The sequence below is a fragment of the Streptomyces sp. NPDC047706 genome, from assembly GCF_043204795.1.
GTDB lineage: Bacteria > Actinomycetota > Actinomycetes > Streptomycetales > Streptomycetaceae > Streptomyces.
The window spans coordinates 85,781-112,775 of the sequence record NZ_JBIDCW010000024.1 but is presented as its reverse complement, the minus strand read 5'-3'; the positions used below and the strand labels follow the sequence as shown (position 1 = coordinate 112,775).

General features: G+C 71.4%; 28 protein-coding genes and 1 pseudogene. 18 read left to right on the top strand and 11 right to left on the bottom strand.

Translation table 11 applies throughout. The annotated features are described in order from the left end of the window. Nucleotides 1-250 precede the first annotated feature (250 nt). Nucleotides 251-418 (top strand): hypothetical protein, encoded by a 168-nt coding sequence (locus tag ACGF8A_RS26255; protein ID WP_393112228.1) that lies wholly within the window; start codon nt 251-253, stop codon nt 416-418. Beyond that, nucleotides 406-1,095, top strand: a complete 690-nt coding sequence (locus ACGF8A_RS26250; protein ID WP_344555638.1) for an ATP-binding cassette domain-containing protein — start codon at nt 406-408, stop codon at nt 1,093-1,095. The genes ACGF8A_RS26255 and ACGF8A_RS26250 overlap by 13 nt, the downstream gene beginning before the upstream one ends. 117 nt (nt 1,096-1,212) lie before the next feature. Here ACGF8A_RS26250 and ACGF8A_RS26245 read toward each other — a convergent pair whose 3' ends face one another. Together ACGF8A_RS26245 and ACGF8A_RS26240 are read right to left on the bottom strand one after the other, a co-directional pair. After that, the gene (locus tag ACGF8A_RS26245; RefSeq protein WP_344555636.1) at nt 1,213-1,512 is read right to left on the bottom strand and encodes a metalloregulator ArsR/SmtB family transcription factor; all 300 of its coding nucleotides are present in this window, start codon (nt 1,510-1,512) and stop codon (nt 1,213-1,215) included. A gap of 158 nt (nt 1,513-1,670) precedes the next feature. After that, a complete protein-coding gene (locus ACGF8A_RS26240) occupies nt 1,671-2,030 on the bottom strand; it encodes a metalloregulator ArsR/SmtB family transcription factor (RefSeq protein WP_024886038.1) in 360 nt (119 codons plus the stop codon). 163 nt (nt 2,031-2,193) lie between these two features. On the opposite strand from ACGF8A_RS26240, the gene ACGF8A_RS26235 reads away from it, so the two are divergent. From ACGF8A_RS26235 to ACGF8A_RS26220, 4 genes and pseudogenes are all read left to right on the top strand, one after another. Beyond that, complete coding sequence (locus ACGF8A_RS26235) at nt 2,194-3,579, top strand: NAD(P)-binding domain-containing protein (RefSeq protein WP_393112225.1); 1,386 nt, start codon at nt 2,194-2,196, stop codon at nt 3,577-3,579. A gap of 66 nt (nt 3,580-3,645) precedes the next feature. Continuing rightward, complete coding sequence (locus ACGF8A_RS26230; protein WP_393112223.1) at nt 3,646-4,104, top strand: ArsI/CadI family heavy metal resistance metalloenzyme; 459 nt, start codon at nt 3,646-3,648, stop codon at nt 4,102-4,104. Between the two features lie 144 nt (nt 4,105-4,248). Then, nucleotides 4,249-5,337: pseudogene (locus ACGF8A_RS26225) on the top strand (MFS transporter); the annotation flags it as partial. Nucleotides 5,338-5,528: 191 nt separating this feature from the next. Beyond that, on the top strand, nt 5,529-5,909 hold the full coding sequence (locus tag ACGF8A_RS26220; RefSeq protein ID WP_393112221.1) for an ArsR/SmtB family transcription factor: 381 nt from the start codon (nt 5,529-5,531) through the stop codon (nt 5,907-5,909). Nucleotides 5,910-5,983: 74 nt separating this feature from the next. On the opposite strand, the gene ACGF8A_RS26215 is transcribed toward ACGF8A_RS26220, so the two are convergent. The 3 genes from ACGF8A_RS26215 to ACGF8A_RS26205 all read right to left on the bottom strand — a co-directional run bounded on the left by ACGF8A_RS26215 (nt 5,984) and on the right by ACGF8A_RS26205 (nt 8,656). Beyond that, on the bottom strand, nt 5,984-7,048 hold the full coding sequence (locus tag ACGF8A_RS26215) for an ArsO family NAD(P)H-dependent flavin-containing monooxygenase (RefSeq protein ID WP_393112219.1): 1,065 nt from the start codon (nt 7,046-7,048) through the stop codon (nt 5,984-5,986). Nucleotides 7,049-7,244: 196 nt separating this feature from the next. Then, nucleotides 7,245-8,351, bottom strand: a complete 1,107-nt coding sequence (gene arsB, locus ACGF8A_RS26210; RefSeq protein WP_393112217.1) for an ACR3 family arsenite efflux transporter — start codon at nt 8,349-8,351, stop codon at nt 7,245-7,247. After that, complete coding sequence (locus tag ACGF8A_RS26205; protein WP_393112215.1) at nt 8,348-8,656, bottom strand: ArsR/SmtB family transcription factor; 309 nt, start codon at nt 8,654-8,656, stop codon at nt 8,348-8,350. The genes arsB and ACGF8A_RS26205 overlap by 4 nt, the downstream gene beginning before the upstream one ends. A gap of 92 nt (nt 8,657-8,748) precedes the next feature. Between ACGF8A_RS26205 and ACGF8A_RS26200 the strand changes: the two genes are divergently transcribed. Continuing rightward, nucleotides 8,749-9,162, top strand: coding sequence for an arsenate reductase ArsC (locus tag ACGF8A_RS26200; protein ID WP_393112213.1), 414 nt, complete (start codon nt 8,749-8,751; stop codon nt 9,160-9,162). Continuing rightward, the gene (trxB, locus tag ACGF8A_RS26195; protein WP_393112211.1) at nt 9,159-10,145 is read left to right on the top strand and encodes a thioredoxin-disulfide reductase; all 987 of its coding nucleotides are present in this window, start codon (nt 9,159-9,161) and stop codon (nt 10,143-10,145) included. Before ACGF8A_RS26200 ends, trxB begins: the two co-directional genes overlap by 4 nt. On the opposite strand, the gene ACGF8A_RS26190 is transcribed toward trxB, so the two are convergent. Next, nucleotides 10,135-10,746 carry a hypothetical protein gene (locus tag ACGF8A_RS26190; RefSeq protein ID WP_393112209.1) on the bottom strand — a complete coding sequence of 204 codons (612 nt, stop codon included), beginning with the start codon at nt 10,744-10,746 and terminating at the stop codon, nt 10,135-10,137. The genes trxB and ACGF8A_RS26190 overlap by 11 nt on opposite strands. Before the next feature lie 699 nt (nt 10,747-11,445). On the opposite strand from ACGF8A_RS26190, the gene ACGF8A_RS26185 reads away from it, so the two are divergent. The 4 genes from ACGF8A_RS26185 (at nt 11,446) to ACGF8A_RS26170 (ending at nt 14,758) form a co-directional block, all read left to right on the top strand. Next, nucleotides 11,446-12,255 carry a helix-turn-helix transcriptional regulator gene (locus tag ACGF8A_RS26185; RefSeq protein ID WP_393112207.1) on the top strand — a complete coding sequence of 270 codons (810 nt, stop codon included), beginning with the start codon at nt 11,446-11,448 and terminating at the stop codon, nt 12,253-12,255. Nucleotides 12,256-12,723: 468 nt separating this feature from the next. Next, a complete protein-coding gene (gene dhaK, locus ACGF8A_RS26180) occupies nt 12,724-13,716 on the top strand; it encodes a dihydroxyacetone kinase subunit DhaK (RefSeq protein ID WP_393112205.1) in 993 nt (330 codons plus the stop codon). Nucleotides 13,717-13,755: 39 nt separating this feature from the next. Then, the gene (gene dhaL / locus ACGF8A_RS26175; protein WP_393112203.1) at nt 13,756-14,355 is read left to right on the top strand and encodes a dihydroxyacetone kinase subunit DhaL; all 600 of its coding nucleotides are present in this window, start codon (nt 13,756-13,758) and stop codon (nt 14,353-14,355) included. Further along, nucleotides 14,348-14,758 (top strand): PTS-dependent dihydroxyacetone kinase phosphotransferase subunit DhaM, encoded by a 411-nt coding sequence (locus ACGF8A_RS26170; RefSeq protein WP_393112201.1) that lies wholly within the window; start codon nt 14,348-14,350, stop codon nt 14,756-14,758. Before dhaL ends, ACGF8A_RS26170 begins: the two co-directional genes overlap by 8 nt. Nucleotides 14,759-15,058: 300 nt before the next feature. On the opposite strand, the gene ACGF8A_RS26165 is transcribed toward ACGF8A_RS26170, so the two are convergent. Next, nucleotides 15,059-15,760: a glycoside hydrolase family 75 protein gene (locus ACGF8A_RS26165; protein WP_393112199.1), complete on the bottom strand. Its 702-nt coding sequence runs from the start codon at nt 15,758-15,760 to the stop codon at nt 15,059-15,061. Nucleotides 15,761-16,131: 371 nt separating this feature from the next. Here ACGF8A_RS26165 and ACGF8A_RS26160 point away from each other — a divergent pair, with 371 nt between their 5' ends. Both ACGF8A_RS26160 and ACGF8A_RS26155 read left to right on the top strand, forming a co-directional pair. Then, nucleotides 16,132-17,112, top strand: coding sequence for a fibronectin type III domain-containing protein (locus tag ACGF8A_RS26160; RefSeq protein ID WP_393112197.1), 981 nt, complete (start codon nt 16,132-16,134; stop codon nt 17,110-17,112). A gap of 168 nt (nt 17,113-17,280) precedes the next feature. After that, entirely contained in the window at nt 17,281-17,814 is a 534-nt protein-coding gene (locus ACGF8A_RS26155) for a hypothetical protein (RefSeq protein WP_393112195.1), read from the top strand. 31 nt (nt 17,815-17,845) lie between these two features. On the opposite strand, the gene ACGF8A_RS26150 is transcribed toward ACGF8A_RS26155, so the two are convergent. The 3 genes from ACGF8A_RS26150 to ACGF8A_RS26140 form a co-directional block, all read right to left on the bottom strand. Continuing rightward, nucleotides 17,846-18,397, bottom strand: a complete 552-nt coding sequence (locus tag ACGF8A_RS26150) for a PadR family transcriptional regulator (RefSeq protein ID WP_393112193.1) — start codon at nt 18,395-18,397, stop codon at nt 17,846-17,848. 29 nt (nt 18,398-18,426) lie between these two features. Next, nucleotides 18,427-20,442 (bottom strand): FAD-dependent oxidoreductase, encoded by a 2,016-nt coding sequence (locus ACGF8A_RS26145; RefSeq protein WP_393112191.1) that lies wholly within the window; start codon nt 20,440-20,442, stop codon nt 18,427-18,429. Between the two features lie 100 nt (nt 20,443-20,542). Continuing rightward, nucleotides 20,543-20,917, bottom strand: a complete 375-nt coding sequence (locus ACGF8A_RS26140) for a hypothetical protein (RefSeq protein WP_393112263.1) — start codon at nt 20,915-20,917, stop codon at nt 20,543-20,545. A 311-nt stretch (nt 20,918-21,228) separates the two neighbouring features. On the opposite strand from ACGF8A_RS26140, the gene ACGF8A_RS26135 reads away from it, so the two are divergent. Then, nucleotides 21,229-23,307, top strand: coding sequence for a SpoIIE family protein phosphatase (locus ACGF8A_RS26135; RefSeq protein ID WP_393112189.1), 2,079 nt, complete (start codon nt 21,229-21,231; stop codon nt 23,305-23,307). Nucleotides 23,308-23,421: 114 nt separating this feature from the next. Here the strand turns inward: ACGF8A_RS26135 and ACGF8A_RS26130 are convergent, their stop codons facing one another. Continuing rightward, a complete protein-coding gene (locus tag ACGF8A_RS26130) occupies nt 23,422-24,204 on the bottom strand; it encodes a putative protein N(5)-glutamine methyltransferase (protein WP_393112187.1) in 783 nt (260 codons plus the stop codon). 506 nt (nt 24,205-24,710) lie between these two features. Between ACGF8A_RS26130 and ACGF8A_RS26125 the strand changes: the two genes are divergently transcribed. The 3 genes from ACGF8A_RS26125 (at nt 24,711) to ACGF8A_RS26115 (ending at nt 26,786) form a co-directional block, all read left to right on the top strand. Next, the gene (locus ACGF8A_RS26125) at nt 24,711-25,316 is read left to right on the top strand and encodes a sulfite oxidase-like oxidoreductase (RefSeq protein ID WP_393112185.1); all 606 of its coding nucleotides are present in this window, start codon (nt 24,711-24,713) and stop codon (nt 25,314-25,316) included. After that, nucleotides 25,309-26,064, top strand: coding sequence for a ferredoxin reductase (locus ACGF8A_RS26120; RefSeq protein WP_393112183.1), 756 nt, complete (start codon nt 25,309-25,311; stop codon nt 26,062-26,064). The genes ACGF8A_RS26125 and ACGF8A_RS26120 overlap by 8 nt, the downstream gene beginning before the upstream one ends. Before the next feature lie 137 nt (nt 26,065-26,201). Beyond that, on the top strand, nt 26,202-26,786 hold the full coding sequence (locus ACGF8A_RS26115) for a hypothetical protein (RefSeq protein ID WP_393112181.1): 585 nt from the start codon (nt 26,202-26,204) through the stop codon (nt 26,784-26,786). Nucleotides 26,787-26,995 lie beyond the last annotated feature (209 nt).

The window sequence follows — 26,995 nt, the reverse complement described above, 5'->3', positions numbered from 1 at the left end:
TGTTCAGCAAGAATCGCCGCCGCGCATGCCTCGTCACCTCGGCTCTGGCGGTCGTGTCCCTGGCAGGCTGCGCCGACGGCGGAGCCGGAAAGGGCGGTGCCCTGCAAATCAGCGGGTCGACCACCGTAGCGCCGGTGGCCGCGGACGCGGCCGAGGCCCTCAAGGCCGACGGACTCGACATCACCGTGCCACTCAGGGTGGCTCGGCCGGCGGCATCTCCCAGCTCGCAGCGGGCCAGATCAACATCGCGTTGAGCTCGAAGCCTCTGGCCGAAGAGGACAAGGCCGCATCGGGTGACCCCCAGGCCGTCACCCAGGCATGGGGAAGCGCGATGGTGCTGGTCCTGATCACGGCAGTACTTCTCAGCGCGGCGGTCGCGCTGCGCAACCGCTTCGAGGGGGAGCGATGGACAACATAATCAGCGTGCGCGAGCTCCGCGTACGCAGCCGCGAGAAGACCCTGGTCGGGCCCGTCTCGTTCAGCCTCGAACACGGTTCCACCACCGGGTTGTGCGGACCGTCGGGGGTGGGCAAGTCCACCGTCCTGCGCGCCTTGGTGGAACTGCTGCCCAACGGGCTGAGCCGTGACGGGGAACTGCGGGTGCTCGACCGGACGATCGCGCCCGGCAAGGGAGACGCCGATCTGAGGGCCAAGATCGTACTTGTGCCCCAGACACCGGTCGTCTTCGGCGGCAGCATCCTCGACAACGCCCTGTTCGGTCTCCGCCATGTTCTGCGGGCCTCCCAGGAGGCCCTGCGGGAGCGGGCAGAGCAGGCGCTGGAGGAGGCCGGACTGTGGAAGGAGGTTGCCGACCGGCTCGATTCGCCCGCGCAGAACCTGTCCGCAGGGCAGCGCCAGCGGCTCTGCCTTGCCCGCGCCCTGGCTCTGGAGCCGGCGGCACTGCTGCTCGACGAGCCCACCAGCGCACTCGACGAACGCAGCAGGGACAAGGTCGAAGAGTCCATCGCCGCACTGCACGGCCGCCGAGCGGTCCTGCTCGTCTCCCACGACCCGGCGCAGGTGGAGCGCCTGTGCGACACGACCGTTCACCTGGATCAGCCCACGGTGGCATCCGCGGCTGCCGCCGTGGGCTGATCACCGGCGTTCGGAAAGCGCGCACCACCGGGCTCCCCGGCTCGGCCTTTGGCCTCGGACCGTGGTGTCCGATCTCGGTGGTGCGAAGCCGGAGTGCTGACCCCGCTCGGATGCTGGTCACGCGCCGACCTGGCTGCGCTGATGCAGGATCTGCATCAGCGCAGCGCGTACGCCCTCACCCAGTCGGTAGTAGACGAGGCGGCCTTCACGTCTGCTCTCGATCAGACCGATGCAGCGCAGCCGTTTCAGGTGGTGGCTGACGGTCGCCGGGGACACCCCGACGTCCGCCAGTTCATGCACCGCGGCCTCGGCTCCGGCCCGTTCCGCAAGCTGCATCAGCAGCTGCAGGCGAACGGGGTCCCCGAGGGTTTTGAACACGTTGGACCACCAGACCATGTCGGCTGCGCTCAGCTTCAAGCACGTACCGTCACAAGTGGCGCCGGCCCCTTTCTGACACATGGCGTCTCCCCTCCCAGCGTCCCTTCTGGGATCCGTTACCGGTGGGCATGTCCACGCGCCCGGGAGCCGCTGTATCCGGCCGGAGCATCCACCTGCGGACGGCCGCCGTCGATTGTTCAGGTGCTCTGCGACAGCAGGCCCGCCATGGCCGACAGCACCCCGGGCGCCACGCGGTAGTACACCCAGCTGGCACGGCGCTCGGACTCGAGAAGCCCGGCCTCTCGCAGCTTGCGCAGGTGGTGGCTGACCGTGGGCTGGGAAACGCCGACGTCCTGGATGTCACAGACGCAGGCCTCTCCGGCCGGCTGAGCCGCGATCTTCGAGAACAGCCGCAGTCGGACGGGATCGGACAGTGCCTTGAAGATCATGGCGATCTTCTCCGAGTCCGCAGCGGACAGTTCTTCCTTGCCCAGAGGCTGGCAGCACCATGACGCGGTGGCGTGCAGGTCGGTGGAGCCCATAGCCAGATTAGACATACCTCTATGTTGACAGGCATCTAATCATTTGCCAAGCGGCAAGCGGAACCCCTACGTGCCCGAACGGGCGCAGATTCGATGAACTTCTATGTTGACGGGCGTCGATCTCGGATGCATGCTGGTCGGTATCGACAAACATCGAAGCCGAGGAGTCGTCGCAACCATGTCCACCGCCTCTGTTCCGCCCGTGGTCGTCATCGGCGCCGGTCCCATCGGCCTGGCCGCCGCGACCCACCTCTCCGACCACGGCCTGAACCCCCTCGTTCTCGAGGCGGGCCACACCGCCAGCACCGCCGTGCACGACTGGGCGCACGTACGCCTGTTCTCCACCTGGGGCGAGGTCGTCGACCCGGCCGCCGAGAAGCTCCTCGCCCCGACGGGCTGGAGCAAGCCCGACACCAGCACCTACCCGAGCGGCGGCGACTGGATCGAGCACTACCTGCGGCCACTCGCCGCCGTTCTCGGTGACCGGGTCCGTTACGGCGCCCGGGTCACCGGCGTCTCGAAGGCCGGCCGTGACCGCATCGTGGACGCCGACCGCGACACCCAGCCCTTCGTCGTGCACGTCCAGCACGCCGACGGGCGCGAGGAACGGATCCTCGCCGCCGGCGTGATCGACGCCTCGGGCACCTGGGCCCGGCCCGCTCCGGCCGGGGGCAGCGGTCTGAGGGCCCTCGGCGAGCGGGCGGCGGCCGACCGCATCAGCTACCGCATCCCCGACCTCACGGACCCGGCCGTCCGTGACCGTTACGCGGGCAAGCGCACCGCCGTCATCGGCTCGGGCGCCTCCGCGTTCACCGCCCTCGCCGCACTGGCCGAGCTGGCACGCTCCCAGGACGACACGGCGACGAAGACGGTGTGGGTGCTGCGCCGCGGCATCTCCGGATCCACCTTCGGCGGCGGAGACGCCGACCAGCTGCCCGCGCGCGGTGCTCTCGGCCTCGCGGCCAAGGCCGCCGTCGACGACGGCCACGCCGAGGCGGTCACCGGCTTCCGGACCGAGGCCGTCGAACGCGACGCGGACGGCCGGCTGGTACTGGTGGCCGAGGATGGCCGGCGTCTGCGGGACGTGGACGAGCTCATCGTCCTGACCGGATTCCGCCCCGACCTGTCCTTCCTCTCCGAGGTACGTCTGCGCCTGGACGAACGCCTGCAGGCACCGGTGGAGCTCGCTCCACTGATCGACCCCAACCAGCACTCCTGCGGCACCGTCTACCCGCACGGCCACCGGGAACTGTCCCACCCGGACTCCGGTGTCTACCTGGTCGGCATGAAGAGCTACGGACGCGCTCCCACGTTCCTGGCGATGACCGGCTACGAGCAGGTCCGCTCCGTCGCGGCCGCCCTGGCGGGCGACACCGAAGCGGCCGACCGCGTGGACCTGGTCCTGCCGGAGACCGGTGTGTGCGGCGGCTCCGGACTGTTCGACACCGCCGACGCCTCCGAGACCGACGCGGGCTGCTGCACGACTCCTGCCCCGCAGCCGGTCCAGCTCATCACCGTCTCCCCCAGCCCGGTCACCGCATCCGGCGGTTGCTGCAACGCCTGAACGCCCCGCCCAACGCCGTCACGGCCGCGGGCCGCGTGCACCACCCAACCAGCAGAAGGAGCTCTCATGTCCCGGGTACAGCTCGCCCTGCGAGTACCTGATCTGCAAGCCGCGATCGCCTTCTACAGCAAGCTGTTCGACACCGCACCGGCCAAGTTCCGTGACGGCTATGCCAACTTCGCGATCACCGAGCCTCCACTCAAGCTTGTCCTCATCGAAGGAAAGGACAGCGAGGACACACGCCTGGACCACCTCGGCGTCGAGGTGGCCTCCACCGAAGACGTCCAGACGGCCGCCGCCCGGCTGGCCCAGGCGGGGCTGGCCACCGCGGAGGAGAAGGACACCGCCTGCTGCTACGCCCTGCAGGACAAAGTCTGGGTGACCGGCCCCGGCCAGGAGCCGTGGGAGGTGTACGTGGTCAAGGCCGACGCCGACACCCTCGCCAAGCAGGCCGGCAGCACCTGTTGCAGCCCCGCAACCGCCGCCCGGCCCGAACAGCGGCCCGACGCGGCTGGTTGCTGCTGACGGCACATGAGCTACCTCTCCACGGCCTCTTCCGCGACCGCGGCGTTCAACAGACCGACGCGGCCGCGGAAAGCCCTGCCCGCCCTGTGCCTGACCCAAATCACCAGCTGGGGCATCGTCTACTACGCGTTTCCTGTCCTCAACCCGCAGATAACCAGCGCCACCGGCTGGAGCGCGGCCATGACCACGGCCGCGTTCTCCGCCGCTCTGCTCGTCTCCGCCCTGGCCGGCATCCGCGTCGGCCGCATTTTGGATACCCGCGGCCCCCGCACGGTCATGACCACCGGATCCGTCATCGGCACAGCCAGTCTGGTCATCATCGCGACCGCACCCAACCTGGCCCTGTTCACAGCCGGATGGCTACTGGCCGGGCTCGCCATGGCCTCCACGTTCTACCAGCCCGCCTTCGCCGCACTCACGCGCTGGTGGGCCCCCGACCATGTACGCGCCCTGACCATCGTCACTCTTGCCGGCGGCCTGGCCTCCACCGTCTTCGCACCCCTGACCGCCCAACTGGCCGGCCACTTCAGCTGGCGGCACACCTATCTGATCCTCGCTGCCGTCCTGGCCGCCGTCACCGTACCCGCGCACGCCTTCGCCCTGCGCGGTCCCTGGCCTCCTGCCCCGCCCCCGGCCGCAGTCGGCGCAACCGCCACTACGGCGGTCATCACGCGCAGCCGTCCCTTCCTGCTCCTGGCCACCGCGCTGACTCTTTCGGCGTTCGCGATGTACGCCGTGGTTGTCACCCTCGTCCCCCTGCTGCTCGACCGCGGCTACTCCCCTACCCAGGCCGCCTGGGTTCTGGGACTGGGCGGAGCGGGCCAGACTCTCGGTCGTACTCTGTATGCCGCCCTGGCCCGCCGAAGCTCACCCGCCCTGCGCGCCACCGCCCTCATCGGCCTCGGAGGAGCGACCACCGCCGCCTTTGCGCTCATTACCGGCCCCTACCTTCTGCTGGCAGTCCTGGCCGTCATGGCCGGTACCGTCCGCGGCAACCTGACCCTGTTGCAGGCCACCGCCATCACCGACCGGTGGGGCGCCAACCGCTACGGCCGCCTCTCCGGCATCCTTGCCGCCCCCGCGACGACCGCCTCCGCACTCGCCCCGTTCGCCGGCACCGCCCTGGCCGTTCCCCTCGGCGGATACCCCCACCTGTTCATCGTCCTCGCACTGGCTTCCGCTGCTGCCGCACTCGTCGCCTGGCACACCACGCCAACCGGCGGCACCATCTGACAGCCCCGGCCAGAGGAGCAGGACCATCCCCGAGGCCGTCTCTCCTCGTCCGCGGCGCGCCCCTCCACACCGATCAGCCCGTCCGCCGCCGTGTCGATGCCGTCCCCAACAGCTGTCCAACCTCCGTTGAACGCACGGTGCGGCCACTTTCGATCGTGTCAAAGTGATCACACGGCGTATATGGTCAACGGGTGGCTGTCATAGATCTGCAAGCGTCGGAAAACGGTTTCTTCGAGGGGGGTTCGTGCGGGCCGGGGCTGAACTGCAAGCCTATGGAGCGCTCCGAAGCCGAACAGTTGTCCGCGATGCTGAGAGCCATCGCCGAGCCCACCCGGTTGCAGTTGTTCCGGCTACTGGAGCAGGCGCCTGAGGGTGAGGCTTGCGTATGCGACCTCGCCGACAGTCTGGAGTTGCGGCAATCCACTGTCAGCCATCACCTCAAGATCATGACCGAGGCCGGGCTCCTGGACCGCGAACGGCGCGGCACTTGGGCCTGGTTCTCCGTGAACCACGAGGGACTGCAGCGGATTCGGTCCATCCTGGACCCGGCGCCCCGGACTTCATGCGACTGACCGCCGTACATCAGGACCGCCCATCTCGATGCCCTGCCGGGTGATCAGCGCCCTGGGCCGACGTTTCGCCCGGATCACCCTCCGGCGGCGAGGAGCCCGACGATCTCACGGACAGCGTCGCGGGCCGGTCGTCCGACGCCGATCAGCGTGGCGGAGGCGGGGCCCGTCCAGTCGCCGTAGCCGAGGAGGTGCAGCCGAGGCTCCTGCACGGAGCGGGTGCCCTGGGTGGCGATGTGGCCGCGCGGGCCGCGCAGGCCGAGGGGCGACAGGTGCGAGAGGGCCGGCCGGAAGCCGGTGCACCAGATCACCGCGTCGGCGAACGCCCTCGTACCGTCGGCCCAGACGACACCGTCCCGGTCGAGGCGTACGAACATGGGCGATGCCTTGAGCCGCCCGGCGTCCCTGGCCTCACGCACCGACGGTACCGCGACGATGTCCCCCAGTGAGGCGACGCCTCCGGTGTCGGTGCGGCCCTCGTCGAGGGCGCGGCGGCGGGCGGTGGCCGCATCGAACAGGGCACGGCCGTCGATGTCGTCGGCGAGGTAGCGGGGCGGCCGTTGGGTCACCCAGGTCAGCTCGGTCTCGTGGGCGAGGTCGGCGGCGATCTGCGCGCCCGAGTTGCCGCCTCCGACGACGATCACCCGGCGGCCCGTGAAGTCCTGTGGCTTCCGGTAGGAAACCGTGTGCAGTTGCCGCCCTCCGAAGTCCCCTCGGCCCGGGACGGCGGGGAGGAAGGGGCGCCACCAGGTACCGGTCGCACTGATCACCGCGCGGGCGTGCCACGTGCCGGAGTCGGTCTCCACCCTCAGGAGCCTTCCGTCGTCGTGCACGCCGTGCACCCGGACCGGCCGCAGCACGGGCAGGTCGTACCGCTTCTCGTAGTCGCTCAGGTACGCCACCACGTGCCCGGCGTCCGGGTACTCCTCCCCTGGCTGCGTCGGCATGAGGCGGCCGGGAAGGGAGGAGAAGGCTGCCGGGGAGAACAGGTGCAGCGAGTTCCAGGTGTGCTGCCAGGCCCCGCCAGGGGTGGCCTGGGCGTCGAGGACGACGAAGTCCAGGCCCTGGCGGCGCAGGTGGTAGCCGGCGGCGAGCCCCGCCTGGCCACCGCCGATCACCACCACGTCGGTCCGCTCCGTCATGCCGCCCGCCCTGCCGCGCCGGTGCTGCACAGTACGGTGCGGGCCATGGCCTCGCCGGGGCGTCCGGGAAGGGAACGCTCAGGCGTGTGGCGGTTCGTGAGGCGCGGGTGCTCGTGGCGGACGGCGATCCTGCGATCACGGCGAAGGCCTGCGGCCGTGCTGGTCGTTCCCTCGGCGCGGCAGCCGGGACGGCGCATCAGAGATCCCTTCCCCCGGTGGTCACGGCGGACGGGGCGAACCTGTTGCGCCAGGCCAAGGACACGTAGACCAGGCCGATCAGGACGGGGACTTCGATGAGCGGTCCTACGACGCCGGAGAGGGCCTGGCCGGAGGTCACGCCGAAGGTGGCGATGGCGACCGCGATGGCCAGTTCGAAGTTGTTGCCGGCGGCCGTGAAGGCGAGGGTGGCCGTGCGGTCGTAGGCGAGGCCGATCGCCTTGCCCAGGAGGAAGGTGCCGGCCCACATCACGGCGAAGTACACCAGCAGCGGCAGCGCGATGCGGGCCACGTCCAGCGGCTGCGAGGTGATCGTCCTGCCCTGGAGGGCGAAGAGGACGACGATCGTGAAGAGCAGGCCGTACAGCGCCCACGGGCCGATCTTCGGCAGGAAGCTGGACTCGTACGTCTCACGGCCGAGCTTCTTCTCTCCAAGACGGCGGGTGAGGAAGCCAGCCAACAGCGGGACACCGAGGAAGATGACGACGTTCAGAGCGATCTTCCACATGGAGATGTCCAGGTGCTCGCCGTCGCCCAGACCAAGCCAGCCGGGCAGCAGGTCGAGGTAGAACCAGCCCAGCAGGCCGAACGCCAGCACTTGGAAGACCGAGTTCAACGCGACGAGTACGGCCGCCGCTTCGCGGTCGCCGCACGCGAGGTCGTTCCAGATGATGACCATGGCGATGCAGCGGGCCAGGCCGACGATAATCAGGCCGGTGCGGTACTCGGGCAGGTCCGGCAGGAAGATCCACGCCAGGGCGAACATCACTGCTGGGCCGACGATCCAGTTGATCACCAGTGACGAGGCCATGAGTCTGCGGTCGCCCGTGACGGCGTCGAGCCTGTCGTAGCGGACCTTGGCCAGGACCGGGTACATCATGATCAGGAGGCCGATGGCGATCGGGAGGGAGATACCACCGATCTCGACCTTGGCGAGGGCGTCGTTCAGGCCCGGAACGGCTCGGCCCAGGCCGAGCCCGACGGCCATGGCAAGGAGGATCCACACGGCGAGGAACCGGTCGAGCGTGGACAACTTCGCGACGACCGACGACTCCTGGGTGATCGCGGGGGCTTCGGTGCGGGTCACGGACAGGCCCTCTTGTTGTCGGCGGCGTTGCGGGCGGACTCGGCCAGGTCGGCGAACTGACCGGCGAGGGATGCGAGGACGTCCGGGCGGAGCTTGTAGTACGTGTAGCGGCCGCACGGCTCCGTCTCGACCACACCGGCCTCGCGCAGCACTCTCAGGTGGTTGGAGAGGTTGGTCTGCCGGGCGCCGGTCTCCTCCACGAGGTGGGTGGTGCACAGCGTCTCTTGGGCGAGCAGGGTCACGATCTGCAGCCTGACGGGGTCCGCCAGAACCCGGATCAGGTCAGTGTCGACTGACGTCATCATGCGCTGATACTCTCATATCAGTGGTGACTGACACCACCGGGCGCTGAAGTCATTCGTGCCTGATGTCTTCGTGAGACAAGTGAGACCTCCTGATGTCCGACAAGCCCTCCGTGCTGTTCGTCTGCGTGCACAACGCCGGCAGGTCCCAGATGGCCGCCGCATGGCTGACCCACCTGGCCGGGGACCGTGTCGAGGTCCGTTCCGCCGGCTCCAACCCGGGGGACGACGTCAACCCCGCCGCCGTCGAGGCGATGCGCGAGGTGGGCATCGACATCTCCGCGGAGGTGCCGAAGATGCTGACCGTGGACGCGGTCAGGGAGTCGGACGTCTGCATCACCATGGGCTGCGGCGACACGTGCCCGGTCTTCCCCGGCAAGCGGTACTTGGACTGGCAGTTGGAAGACCCGGCCGGCCAGGGTGTCGAGGCCGTCCGTCCGATCCGCGACGAGATCAAGGTGCTGGTCGAGGGCCTGATCGCGGAGATCGCGCCGGAGCCGCAAGCATGAACACCACCACGGACATCCGCGACGTCATCATCATCGGCTCGGGCCCTGCGGGCTACACCGCCGCGCTCTACACCGCACGCGCCAGCCTCAGCCCCCTCGTCTTCGGTGGCGCGATTTTCGTCGGTGGCTCGCTGACGACCACGACCGAGGTCGAGAACTTTCCCGGATTCCCGACCGGCGTCCAGGGCCCCGAGCTCATGGAGAACATGCGGGCCCAGGCTGAGAAGTTCGGCGCCGAGATGGTCGACGACGACATCGTCGCCGTCGACTTGACTGGCGACGTCAAGACCGTCACCGACACCGCCGGAACCGTTCACCGCGCGAAGACGGTGATCGTCGCGACGGGCTCCGGCTACCGCAAGCTCGGCCTCCCCAAGGAGGACGAACTGTCCGGGCGGGGCGTGTCCTGGTGCGCCACCTGCGACGGCTTCTTCTTCCGCGACCGCGACATCGTGGTCGTCGGTGGCGGCGACACCGCCATGGAGGAGGCCACCTTCCTCACCCGCTTCGCCAGGTCCGTGACCGTCGTGCATCGTCGCTCCACCCTGCGCGCCTCCCAGGTCATGCAGAACCGCGCCTTCTCCGACGACAAGATCTCCTTCGCCTTCGACAGCGAAGTCGCCGGACTCCACGAGGAGAACGGCATGCTGTCCGGCATAACGCTGCGCGACACCCTGACCGGAGAGACACGCAAGCTGGCCGCAACCGGCCTGTTCATCGCGATCGGCCACGACCCGCGCACCGAACTCTTCAAGGGTCAGCTGGACCTCGACTCCGAGGGCTACCTGACGGTTGAGTCACCCTCGACCCGCACGAACGTCCCGGGCGTCTTCGGCGCCGGCGACGTCGTCGACCACACCTACCGCCAGGCCATCACCGCGGCCGGCTCCGGCTGCGCCGCCGCGCTCGACGCCGAACGGTATCTCGCGGCCCTGACCGACGCGTCCGTGGCAGCCGATTCCATGGGGGTCTTTAGCCCCTGACCCGCTCCTTACTCGGCCAACGCCTGGTAGGCCGAGAAGTAACAGTTGCCTGTCTGGTTGGCGTAGCGCTACTTCCGGCCCAGCGCTGTCGATTCTCCATCTGCCGCAGCTCCAGGAACTGGTCCTTGAGCGCGGCAAGCTTGCCCGCGAAGCCCTGAGTGGCCTCGATCTCCGCCCTCCGCTCAGCCAACTCCGCGGCTATGACCTCCTGTTCCACCACCAGGTCCTGGTGCTTGTCCGTCCAACTTCGCAGAGCGGCCACTGCTTCCTCAGCCGCTGGCACCAGCACAGCGGCGTCAGCATGACGCTTGAGACTCGGGAAGGTGTCCATCTGAGCGACTTCGAGCATGATGCTCAAAGTCAGATCCCGGTACTGCTCCTCGTCAGCCATCAATCGGTCGACGAATTCCTCAGCAAAGGCCCGCTTGTAGTCCTCGTAGTCAAGACCCGCTACCAGGGCGGGGCGACCCGCCGCCCGAGTCTCGATGAACTTCTTCAGGTCCTTCTTGTACCAGTAGATGGAGGCGAGCGCCTCTATGAGGGCGTTGTACGCTCCTGGGTGGATTTTCTTGCCTCGCCCTGGCGACTGACTGGTGGTCACGCTGACCAGCCTCCCATCCGCTCGAGACCGCACCGTCGCCACGCCTCGACCAAATGATGTTACCGAGCTGCCCCGACAAACTCTTGGCTTCCAGCTCGGCCAGCGAACATCGCTCTGTGCAAGCAACGTGCGTACTGCAGATGCGGGGCGCCGCCGGTAGAAATCAACGGCACACGACCATCGGCCAACGCACCTCGGTCTGATCGCGCACACGCGTAGCCGGGCAAACCGCCCCGTTCCCCCAGGCCGCGGGCGGCCTCGGCACCATCGGCACCCACCCGTCACACGATCCGTCGAACATGCCTTAGCGCCAGTAGTCTGCCCGGAGCCGAACCCGACCTCCGGCGGCAATAGGCGCCAGTTGATGTCCTACAAGAAGTCCGAAAAGCCGTCGGGTCAGATGATCCAGGCCTTTTACAGCGCCTTCGAGCAGCTCCTCATCGCCGAGGGCGACCAGCGCCGTGTGCGCATCGAACTGCGCAAGCCCGAGCCCGAGGAGCAGTCCGCGACCGTCCTCGCCATCGCCGACTGCAAGAAGGTTTTCGGGCTGAGCCAGGGAGTGCGGCCGCGTCGGGACGTGAGGGGATGCGCCCGGCGCGGCCAACGATCACTTGTTGCCGCTTCGCTTCACTTCATCGCGCACTGCGCGAAGAGAGCGAATGGCCGTGATCATCTTCTACGGTACGAAGGAGAGGACCCATGGAGATCGATCGGGCCGGGCTGGCCGCCTCCCTCCGGCGCCGGCGGGAGCTGCTGCAGCCCGAGGACGTCGGGCTCCCGCGGGGACAGCGCCGCAGGACCAGCGGCCTGCGCCGCGAGGAGGTGGCGGCGCTGTGCCACATGTCGACCGACTACTACGCGCGGCTGGAACGGGGACGCGGCCCGCAACCCTCCGAACAGATGATCGCCTCGATCGCGCAGGGCCTGCATCTGTCACTCGACGAGCGTGACCATCTGATCCGTCTGGCCGGACACAACCCGTCCGTCCGCGGCACGGCCGGCGAACACGTCGGCCCCGGCCTGCTGCGCATCCTCGATCGCCTGGCCGACACCCCCGCCGAGATCGTCACCGAACTCGGGGAGACCTTGCGCCAGACCCCGCTCGGCGTGGCCCTGACCGGCGACACCACCCGGTTCACCGGGCCGGAATGCAGCATCGGCTACCGCTGGTTCACCCTCCCGGCCACCCGCGCGCTGTACGCACCGCAGGACCATGACCTGCTCTCCCGCATGTTCACGTCCGGACTGCGCCAGGTCGCCACACTGAGAGGCCCGGACTCCCGCGCGGCCCACTACGCCGACCTCCTCCTGGAGCACAGCGAGGAGTTCCGGAGATTGTGGGCCACGCATGAGGTGGGCGTCCGCCCCGGCCAGGTCAAACGCTTCCTCCACCCCGAGGTCGGGTCCCTGGAGCTGAACTGCCAGTACTTCCTCGACCCCGACCAGTCACACCACCTCGTCGTCTGTACCGCCTCCCCCGGCATACACGGACCAACGCCCTACCTATAGCTAACCCGACCTTCGCTTTCCCTGGTCGCGATGCCATACATGGCGCACCACCAGCAGCCGAAGAATGTGCTGACGTAGGACCGCGGTTAACCCGAGCGGCTGGGGCCGCCTCACAGGCGCTTCCGACACAAGCAAGGCCTGAAGGATCCCTCATAACAGCTGTCGACGAGGCGCAGCGTGCTAAGACGCCGACATCCGGTACATCCTGGTTCGGGACCGGGGCGCGCCCATGCCGTTCTCGCGCGTGACCTTTGCTGCCGCAAGACCGATACTGCCGACAGCGGCATCCCGACCAAGCCTCACCCAACCGTCCGACCAACCTGACGATCCGTCATCTAAGTCAGCATCAGTACCGTCAGAACCCGCTTCCGGCCGCCATGGACCGCCAAGATCACAAACCTCACACTCACTTTGACCAGCAAAGACGCAGTTCAGTGACTGCCCTGTTAGGCTACCCAGGAGACACCCATGAAGATGCTCATCAACGTCCCGGAGACCGTCGTCGCGGACGCGCTGCGAGGTATGGCGGCGGCGCATCCGGAGCTGACCGTCGATGTGGAGAACCGGGTGATCGTGCGGCGGGACGCACCCGTCCAGGGGAAGGTCGGGCTCGTCTCCGGCGGCGGCTCGGGGCACGAGCCGCTGCACGGCGGATTCGTGGGGCCCGGGATGCTGTCGGCCGCCTGTCCGGGCGAGGTCTTCACCTCCCCGGTGCCCGACCAGATGCTGCGGGCCGCTGCGGCCGTGGACAGCGGGGCCGGGGTGCTGTTCGTCGTGAAGAACTACACCGGTGACGTGCTCAACTTCGACATGGCGGCCGAGCTCGCCGAGGACGAGGGCATCCAGATCGCCAAGGTGCTGGTCAACGACGACGTGGCCGTCACCGACAGCCTCTACACCGCAGGGCGGCGGGGCACCGGCGCCACGCTGTTCGTGGAGAAGATCGCCGGTGCCGCCGCCGACGAGGGCCGGCCGCTGGAGCGGGTCGAGGCGATCGCGCGGCAGGTCAACGAGAGCTCGCGCAGCTTCGGTGTGGCGCTGAGCGCCGTCACCACGCCCGCCAAGGGCACCCCCACCTTCGATCTGCCCACGGGCGAGCTGGAGTTGGGTATCGGCATCCACGGCGAGCCGGGCCGGGAGCGGCGGGCGATGATGACCTCGCGCGAGATCGCGGACTTCGCGGTGAACGCCGTACTGGAGGACCTCGGCCCGCGCAATCCGGTGCTGGTCCTGGTGAACGGCATGGGGGCGACTCCGCTGCTGGAGCTGTACGGGTTCAACGCCGAGGTGCAGCGGGTGCTCACCGAGCGCGGGGTCCCCGTCGCCCGCACCCTGGTCGGCAACTACGTGACCTCCCTCGACATGGCGGGCGCCTCGGTCACCCTGTGCCAGGTCGACGAGGAACTGCTCCGGCTGTGGGACGCGCCGGTGAGCACGCCGGGGCTGCGCTGGGGCATGTGAGACGGGACGATCGACGCACCTACCACGCGAGGAGGCCCAGTGCTCGACGCCGACTTCTTCCGCCGTTGGATGACGGCGACGGCCGCGTTTGTGGACCGCGAGGCGGAACGGCTCACGGCCCTCGACTCCCCCATCGGGGACGCCGACCACGGCAGCAATCTGCAGCGCGGGTTCACCGCCGTGACGGCGGTTCTGGAGAAGGAGGCCCCGGCCACGCCGGGCGCCCTCCTGATCCTGGCGGGACGGCAGCTGATCTCGACGGTCGGCGGGGCCTCCGGGCCGCTGTACGGCACCCTGCTGCGCCGCACCGGCAAGGCGCTCGGCGACGCCGCCGAGGTCGACCGGGCACAGCTCGCCCAGGCACTGCGGGAGGGCGTGGACGCCGTGATGACGCTCGGCGGGGCGGCGCCCGGCGACAAGACGATGATCGACGCCCTCGTACCGGGCGTGGACGCGCTCGCCGACTCCTTCGCCGCCGGGCGCGAGGCCGCCGAGCAGGGTGCGCTGGCGACCACGCCGTTGCAGGCCCGCAAGGGCCGGGCGAGCTATCTGGGCGAGCGGAGCATCGGGCACCAGGATCCGGGCGCCACGTCGTCGGCGTTGCTCGTCGCGGCACTCGCGGAGGCCGCCGGTGAGTGACGGGAAGCTGGTCGGGATCGTGCTGGTGTCGCACAGCGCGCAGGTGGCCGTGTCCGTGGCCGAGCTGGCGCAGGGGCTCGCGGGCGGCGGTACGGCGGTGCCCGTCGCCCCGGCGGGCGGCACCGAGGGCGGTGAGCTGGGCACGAGCGCGGAGCTGATCGCCGCCGCGGCAGCCTCCGTGGACCGTGGGGCCGGAGTCGCCGTCCTCACCGACCTCGGCAGCGCCGTCCTCACCGTGAAGACACTGCTCGCCGAGGGCGACGAACTCCCTGCCCGGACCCGGCTGGTGGACTGCCCGTTCGTCGAGGGCGCCGTCGCCGCGGTCGTCACGGCGAGCACGGGAGCCGACCTGGACGCGGTGGCGGCGGCAGCCTCCGAGGCGTACAGCTACCGGAAGGTCTGAAGCCCGGACCCGGCCTCGCGGGCGACGGCGGAGAGGGCACGGTCGGCCACCCCCGCTCGCCCCGTCGCCGCCGCCCGACCGGCAGCCGCCCGACCGGCTGCCGCCACGCACGCCGAGCCGCCCGCGCGCGAACTCCGCGGCCGGCGGGGCAGGCCCCCGCCGGTGCGGTGGGCGCGGCCCGTGCCGTGGCGACGCGGCCGGTCGAGCGACACGCCGGAAGACGGTCGCCATCGGCAACCCGGCGGGGCCGAAGCTCCAGACGACCGGGCCGCGGCCCCGCTCGTGGGTGAACCCGCCCGCTCAGCCGCCGTCCACGAACCGCCGCGCCAGCCGCTGCCCCTCCGCCACGGCGGCGGCGTGGTCCTCGATGGGCGAGATCCGCGAGCCCTTGAAGACGACGTAGGTGACACCGGAGTCCGTGCCGCCGCCACGGGGGTCGGGCGGGATGCCGAGGGCCTTGGCGGCGGCGTACGACGCCTCGCCGATGACCTCGCGCGGCCCGGTGTCGCCGACGACCGCGTACTGCACCCGGCCGCGGTGGACGAGGGCCACCACCGCACCGCCGCGCACCCCGTGCTCGCGGTGGTCCCAGATACGGCTCGGCACGGGTACGACGACGAAGGGGAGGTGTTCGGCGTTCAGAGGGCGGCCGTCGGAGGCCTGGAAGGCCGTGCCGGCGGAGAAGTACGGGTCGGTGCGGCGGTTGCAGTGACGGCCCGGGCGGCCGTCGCAGTCGATGTCCAGGTCGGCCGTCCAGAAGACGGCGTCGCGGGTTGCGCAGACGCGTACGGTCGCCGGCCGGCCGGCGTCGGTGCGGTAGCGGCCCTGGGACACGGGGTCGCAGTGGCGCACCCTGGCCAGCAGGTCGGCCGCGCGGACGGTGCTGTCGGCGGATCTCTCGTGCCGGGTGCGGGGTTCCTTGGGAGGGTGGGCGGTCGTGGACGTCGCCGGGGCGAGCAGGGCGGCACTTGCCGCGGCCAGCGCGAGGGACTGGACACGCACGATAAGGAGCTCTCTGCTGGGGGACACTGACGGTCACTCAGCACCATCCGATGCTGATTCCGATCATGGGGCCACCCGAGGGGTCCGGACGGCGCACGCCACGCCCGCCCACCTGTGGACCCGGGGGCCCGGGGGCCCGTGCAGGGCTTTCGGGCCGCCGGGCCGCCCCGGCCCGGCGCGGGATCAGCGACGACAGCGGTCCGCACCGGGGAGCACGAACTCCCGCCCTCCCGGGGAGAGTTCGGCCGTGCTCGCTTCAGCATACGGAACGGCGCGAGGTGCTCGGTACGGCCCGCCCTCTTGATGTGATCGCATCAGTGGGCGCATATTGGTCCGGACCATTGCCGCCTGCCGTCCCTGGAGGCCGAGTCGTGCGACGCGTTCCCGTGCCCGCTGCCCTGGCCCTCGGTGTGCTGCTGTCCGTGCCGGCCTGCGGCCGGGGTGGCGCGGCGGACGGCGACGAGGGGCGGCTGCCCGCCGCGCCGACGGGGGTCACCGCGGCGGCCGGGAGCGCGACCAGCGTCCACGTGATGTGGAACGCGGTGTCCTCGGAGGGCGTCGCCGGCTACGAGGTGTACCGCGGCGCCACCAAGGTCCAGGAGGTCGACGCAGCCGCGCACATGGTGGACGTCACCCGGCTCCGGCCCTCGACGACCTACGTCTTCACCGTGCGGGCCCGGGACACCGAGGGGCGGCTCGGGCCGCGCAGCCGTCAGGTGCGGGCACGCACCCCCGCGGCCGTCGCGGCCGACGCCTCGGCCCCCTCCCGCCCCGGCGAGGCACGGGGGCGGGCCGCCGGCAGCCGGGCCGTGCAGCTGTCCTGGGCGGCGTCGACGGACGATCGGGGCGTGGCGTCGTACGACGTCTACCAGGGGGCCGCGAAGATCCACAGCGTGGGCGGAGCACAGACCGCGACGGTGGTGACGGGTCTGCGGCCGGGCACCCGCTACACGTTCACCGTCCGGGCGCGAGACGCCGCGGACAACCTCTCCCCCGCCAGTGCCGCCGTCCGGCTCACCACCGCGCCGGGCACGGACGAGGGGCGGGACACCGCGCCGGCCGCCTTCCGCGCGACGACCCGGCGCGCCGACGGGGCGTACCACATCGACCTCTCGTGGGTGCCGCCGAAGGTGGACGGAGTGATCACCGAGTACCAGGTGCAGCTCGACGGCCGTCCGGCCACCTCCTTGGTCTTCGGCGGGACGGCGCCCCGGGACAAGGCGGCGTACAGCTTCTACATCGGGCAGGAGGCCGGCGTGAGTCACCGGGTGCGGATCCGCCCCCGGCTCCCGGACGGCACCTGGGGCGGCTTCTCGGCGGAACGGACGGTGACGACCGGCGAGGCGCTCTGAGAGCCCTTCCCGTCCCCCGGACGACGGGGTGCGTCACCTGGGCGGGTGCGGTCCGCATGCGGGAGGGGCCGGGGCCGCGTTGGCTTCCTTTGTGAGGCAGCACGGGCGTTCCCCGACCCAGGCGGCGCAAGGGATGTACCGCCAACCGTGCCGCCGGAGGGCAGTCCCATGCGTACTTCTCAGCCTCTCCTCGGGGCGGCCGTGGCAGCCGCCGCGCTGCCGCTGGCCCTGGTCGCAGGGCCGGCCGCCGCGAACACCGGGATCTCCGTGAGCACCAGCGGCTCCACGGTCTCGGTGACCACCAGCGCCTGCACCCAGCTGAACGGCAGATGGGGCACCGCGTCGATCCTCAACAGCAGCCAGACGAACTTCGCCCAGGGCCGCCAGGTGGCGCTGACCGGTTCGAGCGCCCTGCAGGGCTCGGCCTGGACGAACGTCACCCCGGGCACGTACACGGTCATCGTCATGTGCTCCAACGGCAACACCGCCGGCACCCAGTCCGTCATCGTCGCCGCCGGGTCCACGCCGACCATCTCGGCGACGACCACGCCCTCACCCACCCGGGGCGTCGTCGGTGGCGTCGGCGGCGGCACGCGGGACTACGGCGCGCTGACGCTGGTGGGGGGCGGGGCGCTGGTGGGCACCGCGGTGATCGCCACGGTCTGGTTCCTGCGCCGCCGCTCGAAGCCGTACCGCCTCTGAGCCACCGGCTCCAGGACCTGCCGGACAGGCCCTAGCGGTCCTGCTCCGGGGGCAGTTCGGCGAGCTCCGCCAGCGCGTGCTCCAGCCAGCGGGTCCAGAAGGTCTCCAGGTCGATGCCGGCCCGCAGCACCAGGTGCTGCAACCGGTCCTGGGGGCTGTCCTTGCCGGGCGGGAAGTCGCGCCGCTCGATCTCCTCGTACTCCGCCAGCTGGACCCGGTGCAGGTCGAGGTGGCGGCGCAGATCGTCCCGCAGACCCGCCGTGCCGACCACGGCCGCCGCGCGCAGCCGCAGCAGCAGCGTGTCCCGCAGCGGCTTGGGCTCCTGCGCGGCGGCGGTCCAGCGGACCAGTTCGGCACGGCCCGCGGGCAGGACCTCGTAGCTCTTCTTCTGCCCGCGTGCCGGCTGCTCGGCCGGCAGGGCCCGGATCAGTCCGTCGGCCTCCAGCTTTCCCAGCTCGCGATAGATCTGCTGATGCGTCGCCGACCAGAAGTAGCCGATCGACTTGTCGAAGCGGCGGGTCAGCTCCAGCCCCGAGGACGGCCTTTCGAGCAGGGCGGTGAGAATCGCGTGCGGGAGTGACATGGTGGCCATCCTAGGGACGGCCCCGGCGCCTACAGGGCGGCCGCCAGTTCGGTGCCCTGCTTGATGGCGCGCTTGGCGTCCAGTTCGGCGGCGACGTCGGCACCGCCGATCAGGTGCGCGCTGCACCCGGCGGCGACCAGCTCGTCGTAGAGGTCGCGGCGCGGCTCCTGCCCGGTGCACAGCACGATGGTGTCGACCTGAAGGACCGTGCTGGTGTCGCCGACGGTGACGTGCAGTCCGGCGTCGTCGATACGGTCGTAGCGCACGCCGGGGACCATGGTGACGCCGCGGTGCCTCAGCTCGGTGCGGTGGATCCAGCCGGTGGTCTTGCCCAGGCCCGCGCCGACCTTGGTGGACTTGCGCTGGAGCATGTGGACCGTGCGCGGCGCGGCCGGGCGCTCGGGGGCGGCGAGGCCTCCGGGGCCCTCGTAGTCCATGTCGACACCCCACTGACGGAAGTACGTCGCCGGGTCCTCGTGGGCCTTGTCGCCGCCGTCGGTGAGGTATTCGGCGACATCGAAGCCGATGCCGCCGGCGCCGAGGACGGCGACGCTGTCGCCGACGGGCGCCCCGTCGCGCAGGACGTCGAGGTAGCCGAGCACCTTGGGGTGGTCGACGCCGGGGATGTCCGGGGTGCGCGGGGTGACGCCGGTGGCGACGACGACCTCGTCGTAGCCGGCCATGTCGGCGGCCGCCACGCGGGTGTTCAGGCGTAGGTCGACGCCGTGCGCGTCGAGCTGGTGACGGAAGTAGCGCAGCGTCTCGTCGAACTCCTGCTTGCCGGGGACCTTGCGGGCGACGTTGAGCTGCCCGCCGATCTCGCCGGCGGCGTCGAACAGCGTGACCTCGTGGCCGCGTTCGGCGGCGCTCACGGCACAGGCGAGGCCGGCCGGGCCCGCGCCGACCACGGCGACGCGCTTGCGCAGCCGGGTCGGGGACAGGACCAGCTCGGTCTCGTGGCAGGCGCGCGGGTTGACCAGGCAGGAGGTGATCTGCCCGCTGAAGGTGTGGTCGAGGCAGGCCTGGTTGCAGCCGATGCAGGTGTTGATGGCCTCGGGGCGGCCGGCCTGCGCCTTGGCGACGAAGTCGGGGTCGGCCAGCATCGGGCGGGCCATGGACACCATGTCGGCGCACCCGCCCGCCAGCAACTCCTCAGCCAGTTCCGGGGTGTTGATGCGGTTGGTGGTGACGAGCGGGAGCGACACCTCGCCCATCAGGCGCTTGGTGACCCAGGTGTAGGCGCCGCGCGGCACGGAGGTGGCGATGGTCGGGATGCGCGCCTCGTGCCAGCCGATACCGGTGTTGATGATGGTCGCCCCGGCCGCCTCGACCGCCTTGGCGAGGGTGATGACCTCGCCGAGGGTGGAGCCGCCGGGCACGAGGTCGAGCATGGACAGCCGGTAGATGACGATGAAGTCCGCGCCGACCGCCTCACGCACCCGCCGGACGATCTCGACCGGGAAGCGCATGCGGTTCTCGTACGAGCCGCCCCAGCGGTCGGCGCGGTGGTTGGTCTGCGTGGCGATGAACTCGTTGATGAGGTAGCCCTCGGAGCCCATGATCTCCACGCCGTCGTATCCGGCCTGCCGGGCGAGACGGGCGGCGCGGGCGTAGTCGTCGACGGTCCGCTCGATGTCGGCGTCGGTCAGCTCACGGGGCGGGAAGGGGCTGATCGGGGCCTGGAGGGGGCTGGGGGCGACCAGGTCCCGGTGGTAGGCGTACCGGCCGAAGTGCAGCAGCTGCATCGCGATCCGGCCGCCCTCGCGGTGCACGGCCTCGGTGATCTGCCGGTGCCGGCGGGCCTCGTCGCCGGTGGTCAGCTTGGCGCCGCCCTCGTACGGCCGGCCCTCGTCGTTGGGCGCGATGCCGCCGGTGACGATGAGGCCCACTCCCCCGCGGGCCCGGGCGGCGTAGAACTCCGCCATCCGCTCGAAGCCGCGTTCGGCCTCCTCGAGACCGACGTGCATGGAGCCCATCAGGACGCGGTTGGGCAGGGTGGTGAAGCCCAGGTCGAGCGGGCTCAGCAGATGCGGGTAACGGGTCATGGCCCCTCCGTGCGCGGTGACGTGCCTCTGTTGTAGAGGACCGCGCCCGGTTTATGCAACTAGTTGCACAATGGAGGGGCTGTCCGTTGCGCCACACCGGTCAGCGGCTCTCCAGGCGCACGTGCAACTCACGCTCCTGGTCACCGGAGGCCGTGCCGAGGTCGTGGACGTCGAACAGGTCGTGCAGGGTGGTGCGGAAGCGGTCGATCGCCCAGTAGCCACCGTGCGCGTCGGCCTCGACGGAGGCGGAGAGCCGGGGGGTGGGGGGATGCGCGCCCTCGTGCGGCGCGGAGACCTCGAAGGTGCCCAGCCACACCGTCGGCCTGACCTCGTGCCAGTCGCGCGGTACGTCCTCGGAGCAGCGGTCCGAGTCGAAGTAGGCGCACAGGCTGTCGAACACGATCCGGGCGTCTTCCTTGCTGCACCCGCTGATCTCCAGGGAGACCGATTCCGGATGCGCTCGCTCGGTGTCCATCATGGTGGCTCCTCTCGTGGGCGCGCTGCGGTACGGCGGCGAGTTCCCACACGACGCCGTGCCGCACTCCCAGAAAACCACCACATTCCCGGATGTACAGCTCGACATGTGCACGCCAGTGAGGGGCTGCGGCCGCACTCCCCCTCGGATGGACCATTTCGATCCCGTCCCATCGACAGACACCCCCAGTCATGTTGAGGGATGGTGGAGTAGGGCGGTCGTGGCGTAAGAGAGATGGTTGAGCGCGGAACGGCAAGGGGAGTCGGCACGGGACGGCGTGCCGTTGGCGGACGGCGAAGGCGGTGCGTGGGATGGGAGCAACCGGGCCACCGGTGGCCGACGGGACCGAGCCGGGCAGTGGACCGGAGCGGCCCAGCGGCCTGCTCGACGTGCTGGGCGTGGCCTCGGTGGTGCTGGACGCCGAGGGCCGCATCGTGCTGTGGAGCCCCCAGGCCGAGGAGCTGTTCGGCTACCCGGCACAGGAGGCGCTCGGCGCCTACGCCGCCCGGGTGATGGTGCACGAGGAGCACCTCGATCTGGTCAGGAAGCTGTTCGCCGACGTCATGGCCACCGGCCGGGGCTGGGCCGGCGCCTTCCCCGTGCGCCGCAAGGACGGCAGCACCCGCCTGGTGGAGTTCCGCAACATGCGGCTGCTGGACGACCAGGGCGACGTCTACGCCCTCGGTCTCGCCGCCGACCAGTCGACCGTGCGCAAGCTGGAGCAGGACGTCGCCCTGTCCACCCGGATGATCGCGCAGTCACCGATCGGACTGGCCGTCCTGGACACCGGGCTGCGCTACGTGTCCGTGAACGCGGCACTGGAGCGGATCAACGGCGTCCCGGCCGAGGAGCACGTCGGCCGGACCATCGGCGAGGTGCTGCCCATGCTGGACGTGGCCGCGCTGGAGACCGCCCTGCGCCACGTCCTCGAGACCGGGCAGCCGCTGGTCGGCCACCCCGTCACCGGGCGTACCGCGGCCGACCCGTACGAGGACCACACCTGGTCGGTGTCGCTGTACCGGCTGGACGACTCCCTCGGCACGGTGCTGGGCGTCGCCAAGTCGGTGGTGGACGTCACGGAACAGCGCCGGGCGGGCGTCGAGGCGGAGACGGCGCGGCGGCGGCTGGCGCTCATCGCGGACGCGTCGGCGAGGATCGGCACCACGCTCGAGCTGGAGCGCACCGCCAGCGAACTGGCCGACGTCGCGGTGCCGGAACTGGCGGACGTGGCCGCCGTCGACCTGCTGGACTCGGTGATCGGCGGCCGGCGCAGCAGCGCCGATCCGTGCGAGCCGGCCGTGATCCGGGCGCTGGCCGTGCGGGCGGACGACGCGCCCGAGGCGATGCAGGCGGCCGACCCGCCGGGACAGGTGGCCCGCTACGGTCCCGACCGTCTGGTCACGGAGTGCGTACGCTCGGCGCGGCCGGTGATGATCCCGCAGGTCAAGGACGAGGACCTGCCGCGCATCGCCCGTTCGCCGGAGGCCGCCGCCCTGCTCGCGCGCGCCGGCGTCCACTCCTACCTCGCCGTCCCGCTCATCGCGCGCGGGGAGGTGCTCGGCGCCCTCGACCTCAAGCGCATCCACAACCCGCTGCCGTTCGGCGAGGACGATCTGCTGCTCGCCCGTGAGCTGGCCGCACGCGCGGCGGTGCAGATCGACAACGCCCGCTGGTACCAGAACGCCCGCGACACCGCCATCACCCTCCAGCGCAGCCTGCTGCCCACTCATCCGTCGGTCACCGGCGGCCTGGAAGTCGCCTCCCGCTACCAGCCGGCCGGCGCCGCCACCGAGGTCGGCGGCGACTGGTTCGACGTCATTGCCCTGGGCGAGGGCAGGACCGCGCTCGTCGTGGGCGACGTGATGGGCAGCGGCATCACGGCCGCGGCGACCATGGGACGGCTGCGCACCGCCACCAACACCCTGGCGTCCCTCGGCCTGGACCCGGCGGTGCTCCTCGAACACCTCGACCGGATCACCTCCGAGCTGGACCACTCCATCGCCACCTGCCTGTACGCCGTCCACGACCCCCGCCGTCGGCGCTGCCTGATCGCCAACGCGGGTCATCTGCCGCCGGTCCACATCCGGCGGGACGGCGGGCGGGAGCTGCTCGACCTGCCGACCGGGGCGCCGCTGGGCGTGGGAGGCGTCGAGTTCACCACGACCGTCTTCACCTTCGGCCCCGGCGACGAACTCGTCCTCTACACCGACGGCCTGGTCGAGACCCGCAGTCACTCCCTCGACGAACGCCTGGACACACTGCTCGGCCTCCTCGACGACCCGGCCCGCCCCCTGGAGGAGGTCTGCGACCTTCTCGTCCGCACCCTGCACCATCCCGACAACCACGACGACGTGGCGGTCCTCATCGCCCGGGCGCGGACGGGGGACTGACGGCGGCGCGCGGACGGCCACGCGCCGCCGGCCGGGCCCACCGGGGCCCGTCAGCCGGTCCCTCCGCCGCGCGGGAACCGGTACCCGCCCCGGGCTGCCCCGCCGCGAGCCCGCTCAGCCCGCCCCGATCACCACATGGGCGCACAGCTCCTCCGACGCCGCCAGACGGGTCGTCAGGCCCGCGCGGAGGAAGATCTCCACGGCTTGCGGAGCCTGGCGCTCGCTGGTCTCCGTCAGCAGGCAGCCCCCCGGAGCCAGCCACTCGCGTGCCCCGGCGGCGACCCTGCGCAGCACGTCGAGTCCGTCGGCGCCGCCGTCGAGCGCGGCCGCCGGTTCGTGGTTGCGTGCCTCGGCGGGCAGGAGGGCGACCTCGGCGCTGGGGACGTAGGGGACGTTCGCGGCGAGGATGTCGACGCGGCCCCGCAGCCGGCCGGGGAGGGCCGCGTAGAGGTCGCCCTGATGGACCCGGCCACCGTGCCCGGCGACGTTGCGCCGGGCGCAGCCCACCGCGGCCGGGTCCAGGTCGGCGGCGTGGAGTTCGACCCGGCCCAGGGCCGTGGCCAGCGCGGCGCCCACCGCGCCCGAGCCGCAGCACAGGTCGACGACGACGGAGGCGTCCGGGGCGGCGGCGAGGGCCTCGGCGACGAGGAACTCGGTGCGGCGGCGGGGCACGAAGACACCGGGCTCGACGGCGATCCGCAGACCGCTGAACTCGGCCCAGCCGACGACCAGTTCGAGGGGAAGCCCGTCGGTGCGGCGGGCCACCATGGCGGCGGCCTCGTCCGGCGTCCGGGCGGCGCCGAGGATCAGCTCCGCCTCGTCCTCGGCGAAGACACAGCCGGCGGCGCGCAGGGCGGCCACCACCGAGGGACGGGAGGGGTGAAGCGGCAGGGGCATGCGGGTCGAGAGCCTTTCGGAGGCGAAGGGCGCTCTCGTGGTCGTCTACTGCCGGTGTTCCGCGCCGGCATGAGGAGAGAGCACCCGAGCTGACACAGCGGTAATGGGACTCACCTCCTCGGTCGCGCACGGCTGGGCCCACCCGCAGCCGGACGGCCACATTACCTCAACGGGAATGCCCCGAAGGGGCGGCCACCCGTCCATGGGAGAACGCCGTGGAGGCCGTCCAGCGGGAGACGACGGCCGGGCGGCACGCCCTCGGCAGGCCGGCCGACAGCCGGCGCATACCGGGCCCGTCGCGCGCCGCCCGAACTCGCGGACGGGTGCGGACCGGGTACCGCGGGAGGCGGAGCTGCGGCGGTCCGTCAGGCGTCGCGGCGGTACGGCGCCCGGGGCGCCGAGGGGCCGCGGTGAGCCGGCGGCGTACCACGTACGGTGGTACGCGTACGCATTGGTCAGGCTCTATCCGCGGGCCGCCGCACCGGCGGTCTGGAGGCACCACCCGCATGAACGTCACCCGAGGCTTCACCGGGCGCCCACGCGTCGACAACCCGGGGCTGCCGCCCGGGCAGTACGACGCCGGCGACGACTGGCCCGTCCTGTCCGCCGAGGTCACCCCCCACCTCGCGGCCACCGACTGGACCTTCCGCGTCGACGGCTTTGTTCAAGCGCCCCGCACCTGGGACTGGGCGCAGGCGCACGCGCTGCCCGCCTCGGCCTACGAGGGCGACATCCACTGTGTGACGGGCTGGTCGAAATTCGGCGTCCGCTTCGCGGGCGTCTCGCTCGACGCCTTCCTGGAACAGGTGCGCCCGCTGCCGACGGCGACGCACGCCGTCGCCTACACGCACACCGGCTACACCACCGGCCTCCCGCTCGCGGACCTGACCGGGGGCCGGGCCTGGATCGCCTGGGAGTACGACGGCCTGCCGCTCACGCCTGAGCACGGCGGCCCGGCGCGGCTGCTGGTGCCGCATCTGTACTTCTGGAAGAGCGCGAAGTGGCTCGCCGGCATCCGCCTGCTCGACCACGACGAGCCCGGCTTCTGGGAGCAGAACGGCTACCACGCGCGGGGCAACCCGTGGGAGGAGCAGCGGTACTCCGGTGACTGACACGTTCACTGACCCGACGGGGTTCGCCGTGCCCGGCCGGATCGCCGTCGGCGACGGCGCCGCCGGCCGCTGGCAGACCGCGACCCTCACCGAGATCCGCCGCGAGACGCCGCGCGCGGCGACCTTCCGGTTCGCGGTGCCCGGCTGGGCGGGGCATCTGCCCGGCCAGCACCTGTCGCTCCGGCTGACCGCCGCGGACGGTTACACCGCCCAGCGCCACTACTCCCTGGCGTCCGCGCCGGACGACTCGGGGCACATCGAACTGACGCTGGACCACGTCGAGGCCGGTGAGGTGTCCGGCTGGTTCCACGGCGAGGCGCGGCCCGGTGACCGTGTCGAGGTGCGCGGGCCGCTGAGCGGCTTCTTCGCCTGGCCGGGCGACCGGCCCGCGGTGCTGATCGGCGCCGGATCCGGGGTCGTACCGCTGATGTCGATGGTGCGGCACCGTCGGGCGCGTGGCCTGTCCGTGCCGCTGCGGCTGCTGGTGTCCGCGCGCGGCCCCGAGGATCTGATCTACGCGCGGGAGTACGGCGCCGAGACGACGCCCGTGTTCACCCGCACGGCCCCACCGGGCGTACCGGTGGGGCGGATCACGGCTGCACATGTGGCGCGGCTCCTGGACGCCGCGCCCGACGGTGGGTGGGAGGCCTATGTGTGCGGCTCCAACGCCTTCGCCGAACACGCTTCGCGCCTGCTCGTGGCGGCCGGCCAGCCGGTCGACCGGATCCGGATCGAACGCTTCGGCTGAGCGTCCCCGCCTTCTCGCCGCCGGGTGAGCGAACTGCGTGGGACGGGGTACGAGTCTCATGTGGCACTCGCACGCATGCACGGGCCGGGGGTCGGCGTTCACGCTCCCCGGCTCCGGTGACGGCGAGGAGGGCGAAGATGCGAACCCGGATGCGCGGCCGAAGCCGGCGGTGCAATCCGCTGCGGCGCAGGTCGGACGTCGTCGAGGCATGGACGGCGGTGGCTGTCGCCGTCCTGCTGTTCCTGGGCGCGCCGCTGGCCGGGGCGCTGTCGGGCTGGTGGGCCCATGGCGAGGCGCGGCGGACCGCGGCGGCCCAGTGGGAGGACAGGCGGCACGTGCGGGCCGAGATCGTGGGCAGAACCCCCGACACGCTGCCCGCGGTACAGGGCGGACGGGAGTACACCTACCGCGCGACGGTGCGCTGGACCGAGCCCGGCGAGGGTGACCGGACGGCGACGGCGCGGGTGCCGGCGGGGAAGCGGTCCGGTGAGACGGTCGACGTGTGGTTCGACCGGCGGGGCCGCAGCGTGGCACCGCCCCCGAGCGACACGATGGTCTGGCAGCACAGCCTCACCCTGGGCGTCTGTGCCACGGCCGGCACGGCCGCCCTGGTGCTGCTCGGCAACGCGGCCGTCCGCCGGGTGGCGAACCGGCACCGCATGGCCGAGTGGGAGCGTGATTGGGCGCGTACCGAACCGGAGTGGACCCGCCGGCGGGCCTGACAAGCCGTTGGCGGCAACCCGTCGGAACCTGCCGGCAATGCCCCTGCGGGGCCACCCCTCCTCCCTCGGCCGCGCGGTCTGCGACCCGGTGATCGCCCTGTGGCGCCTGGCCGGCGGTCCCGCTCCGGGCGCGCTGGCCCGGCGCCCGGCAGGCGACAGGGCAGGGTCCGGCGCGCGCCCTGGCGAGCGGCCGGAGCCCGCGCGTACGG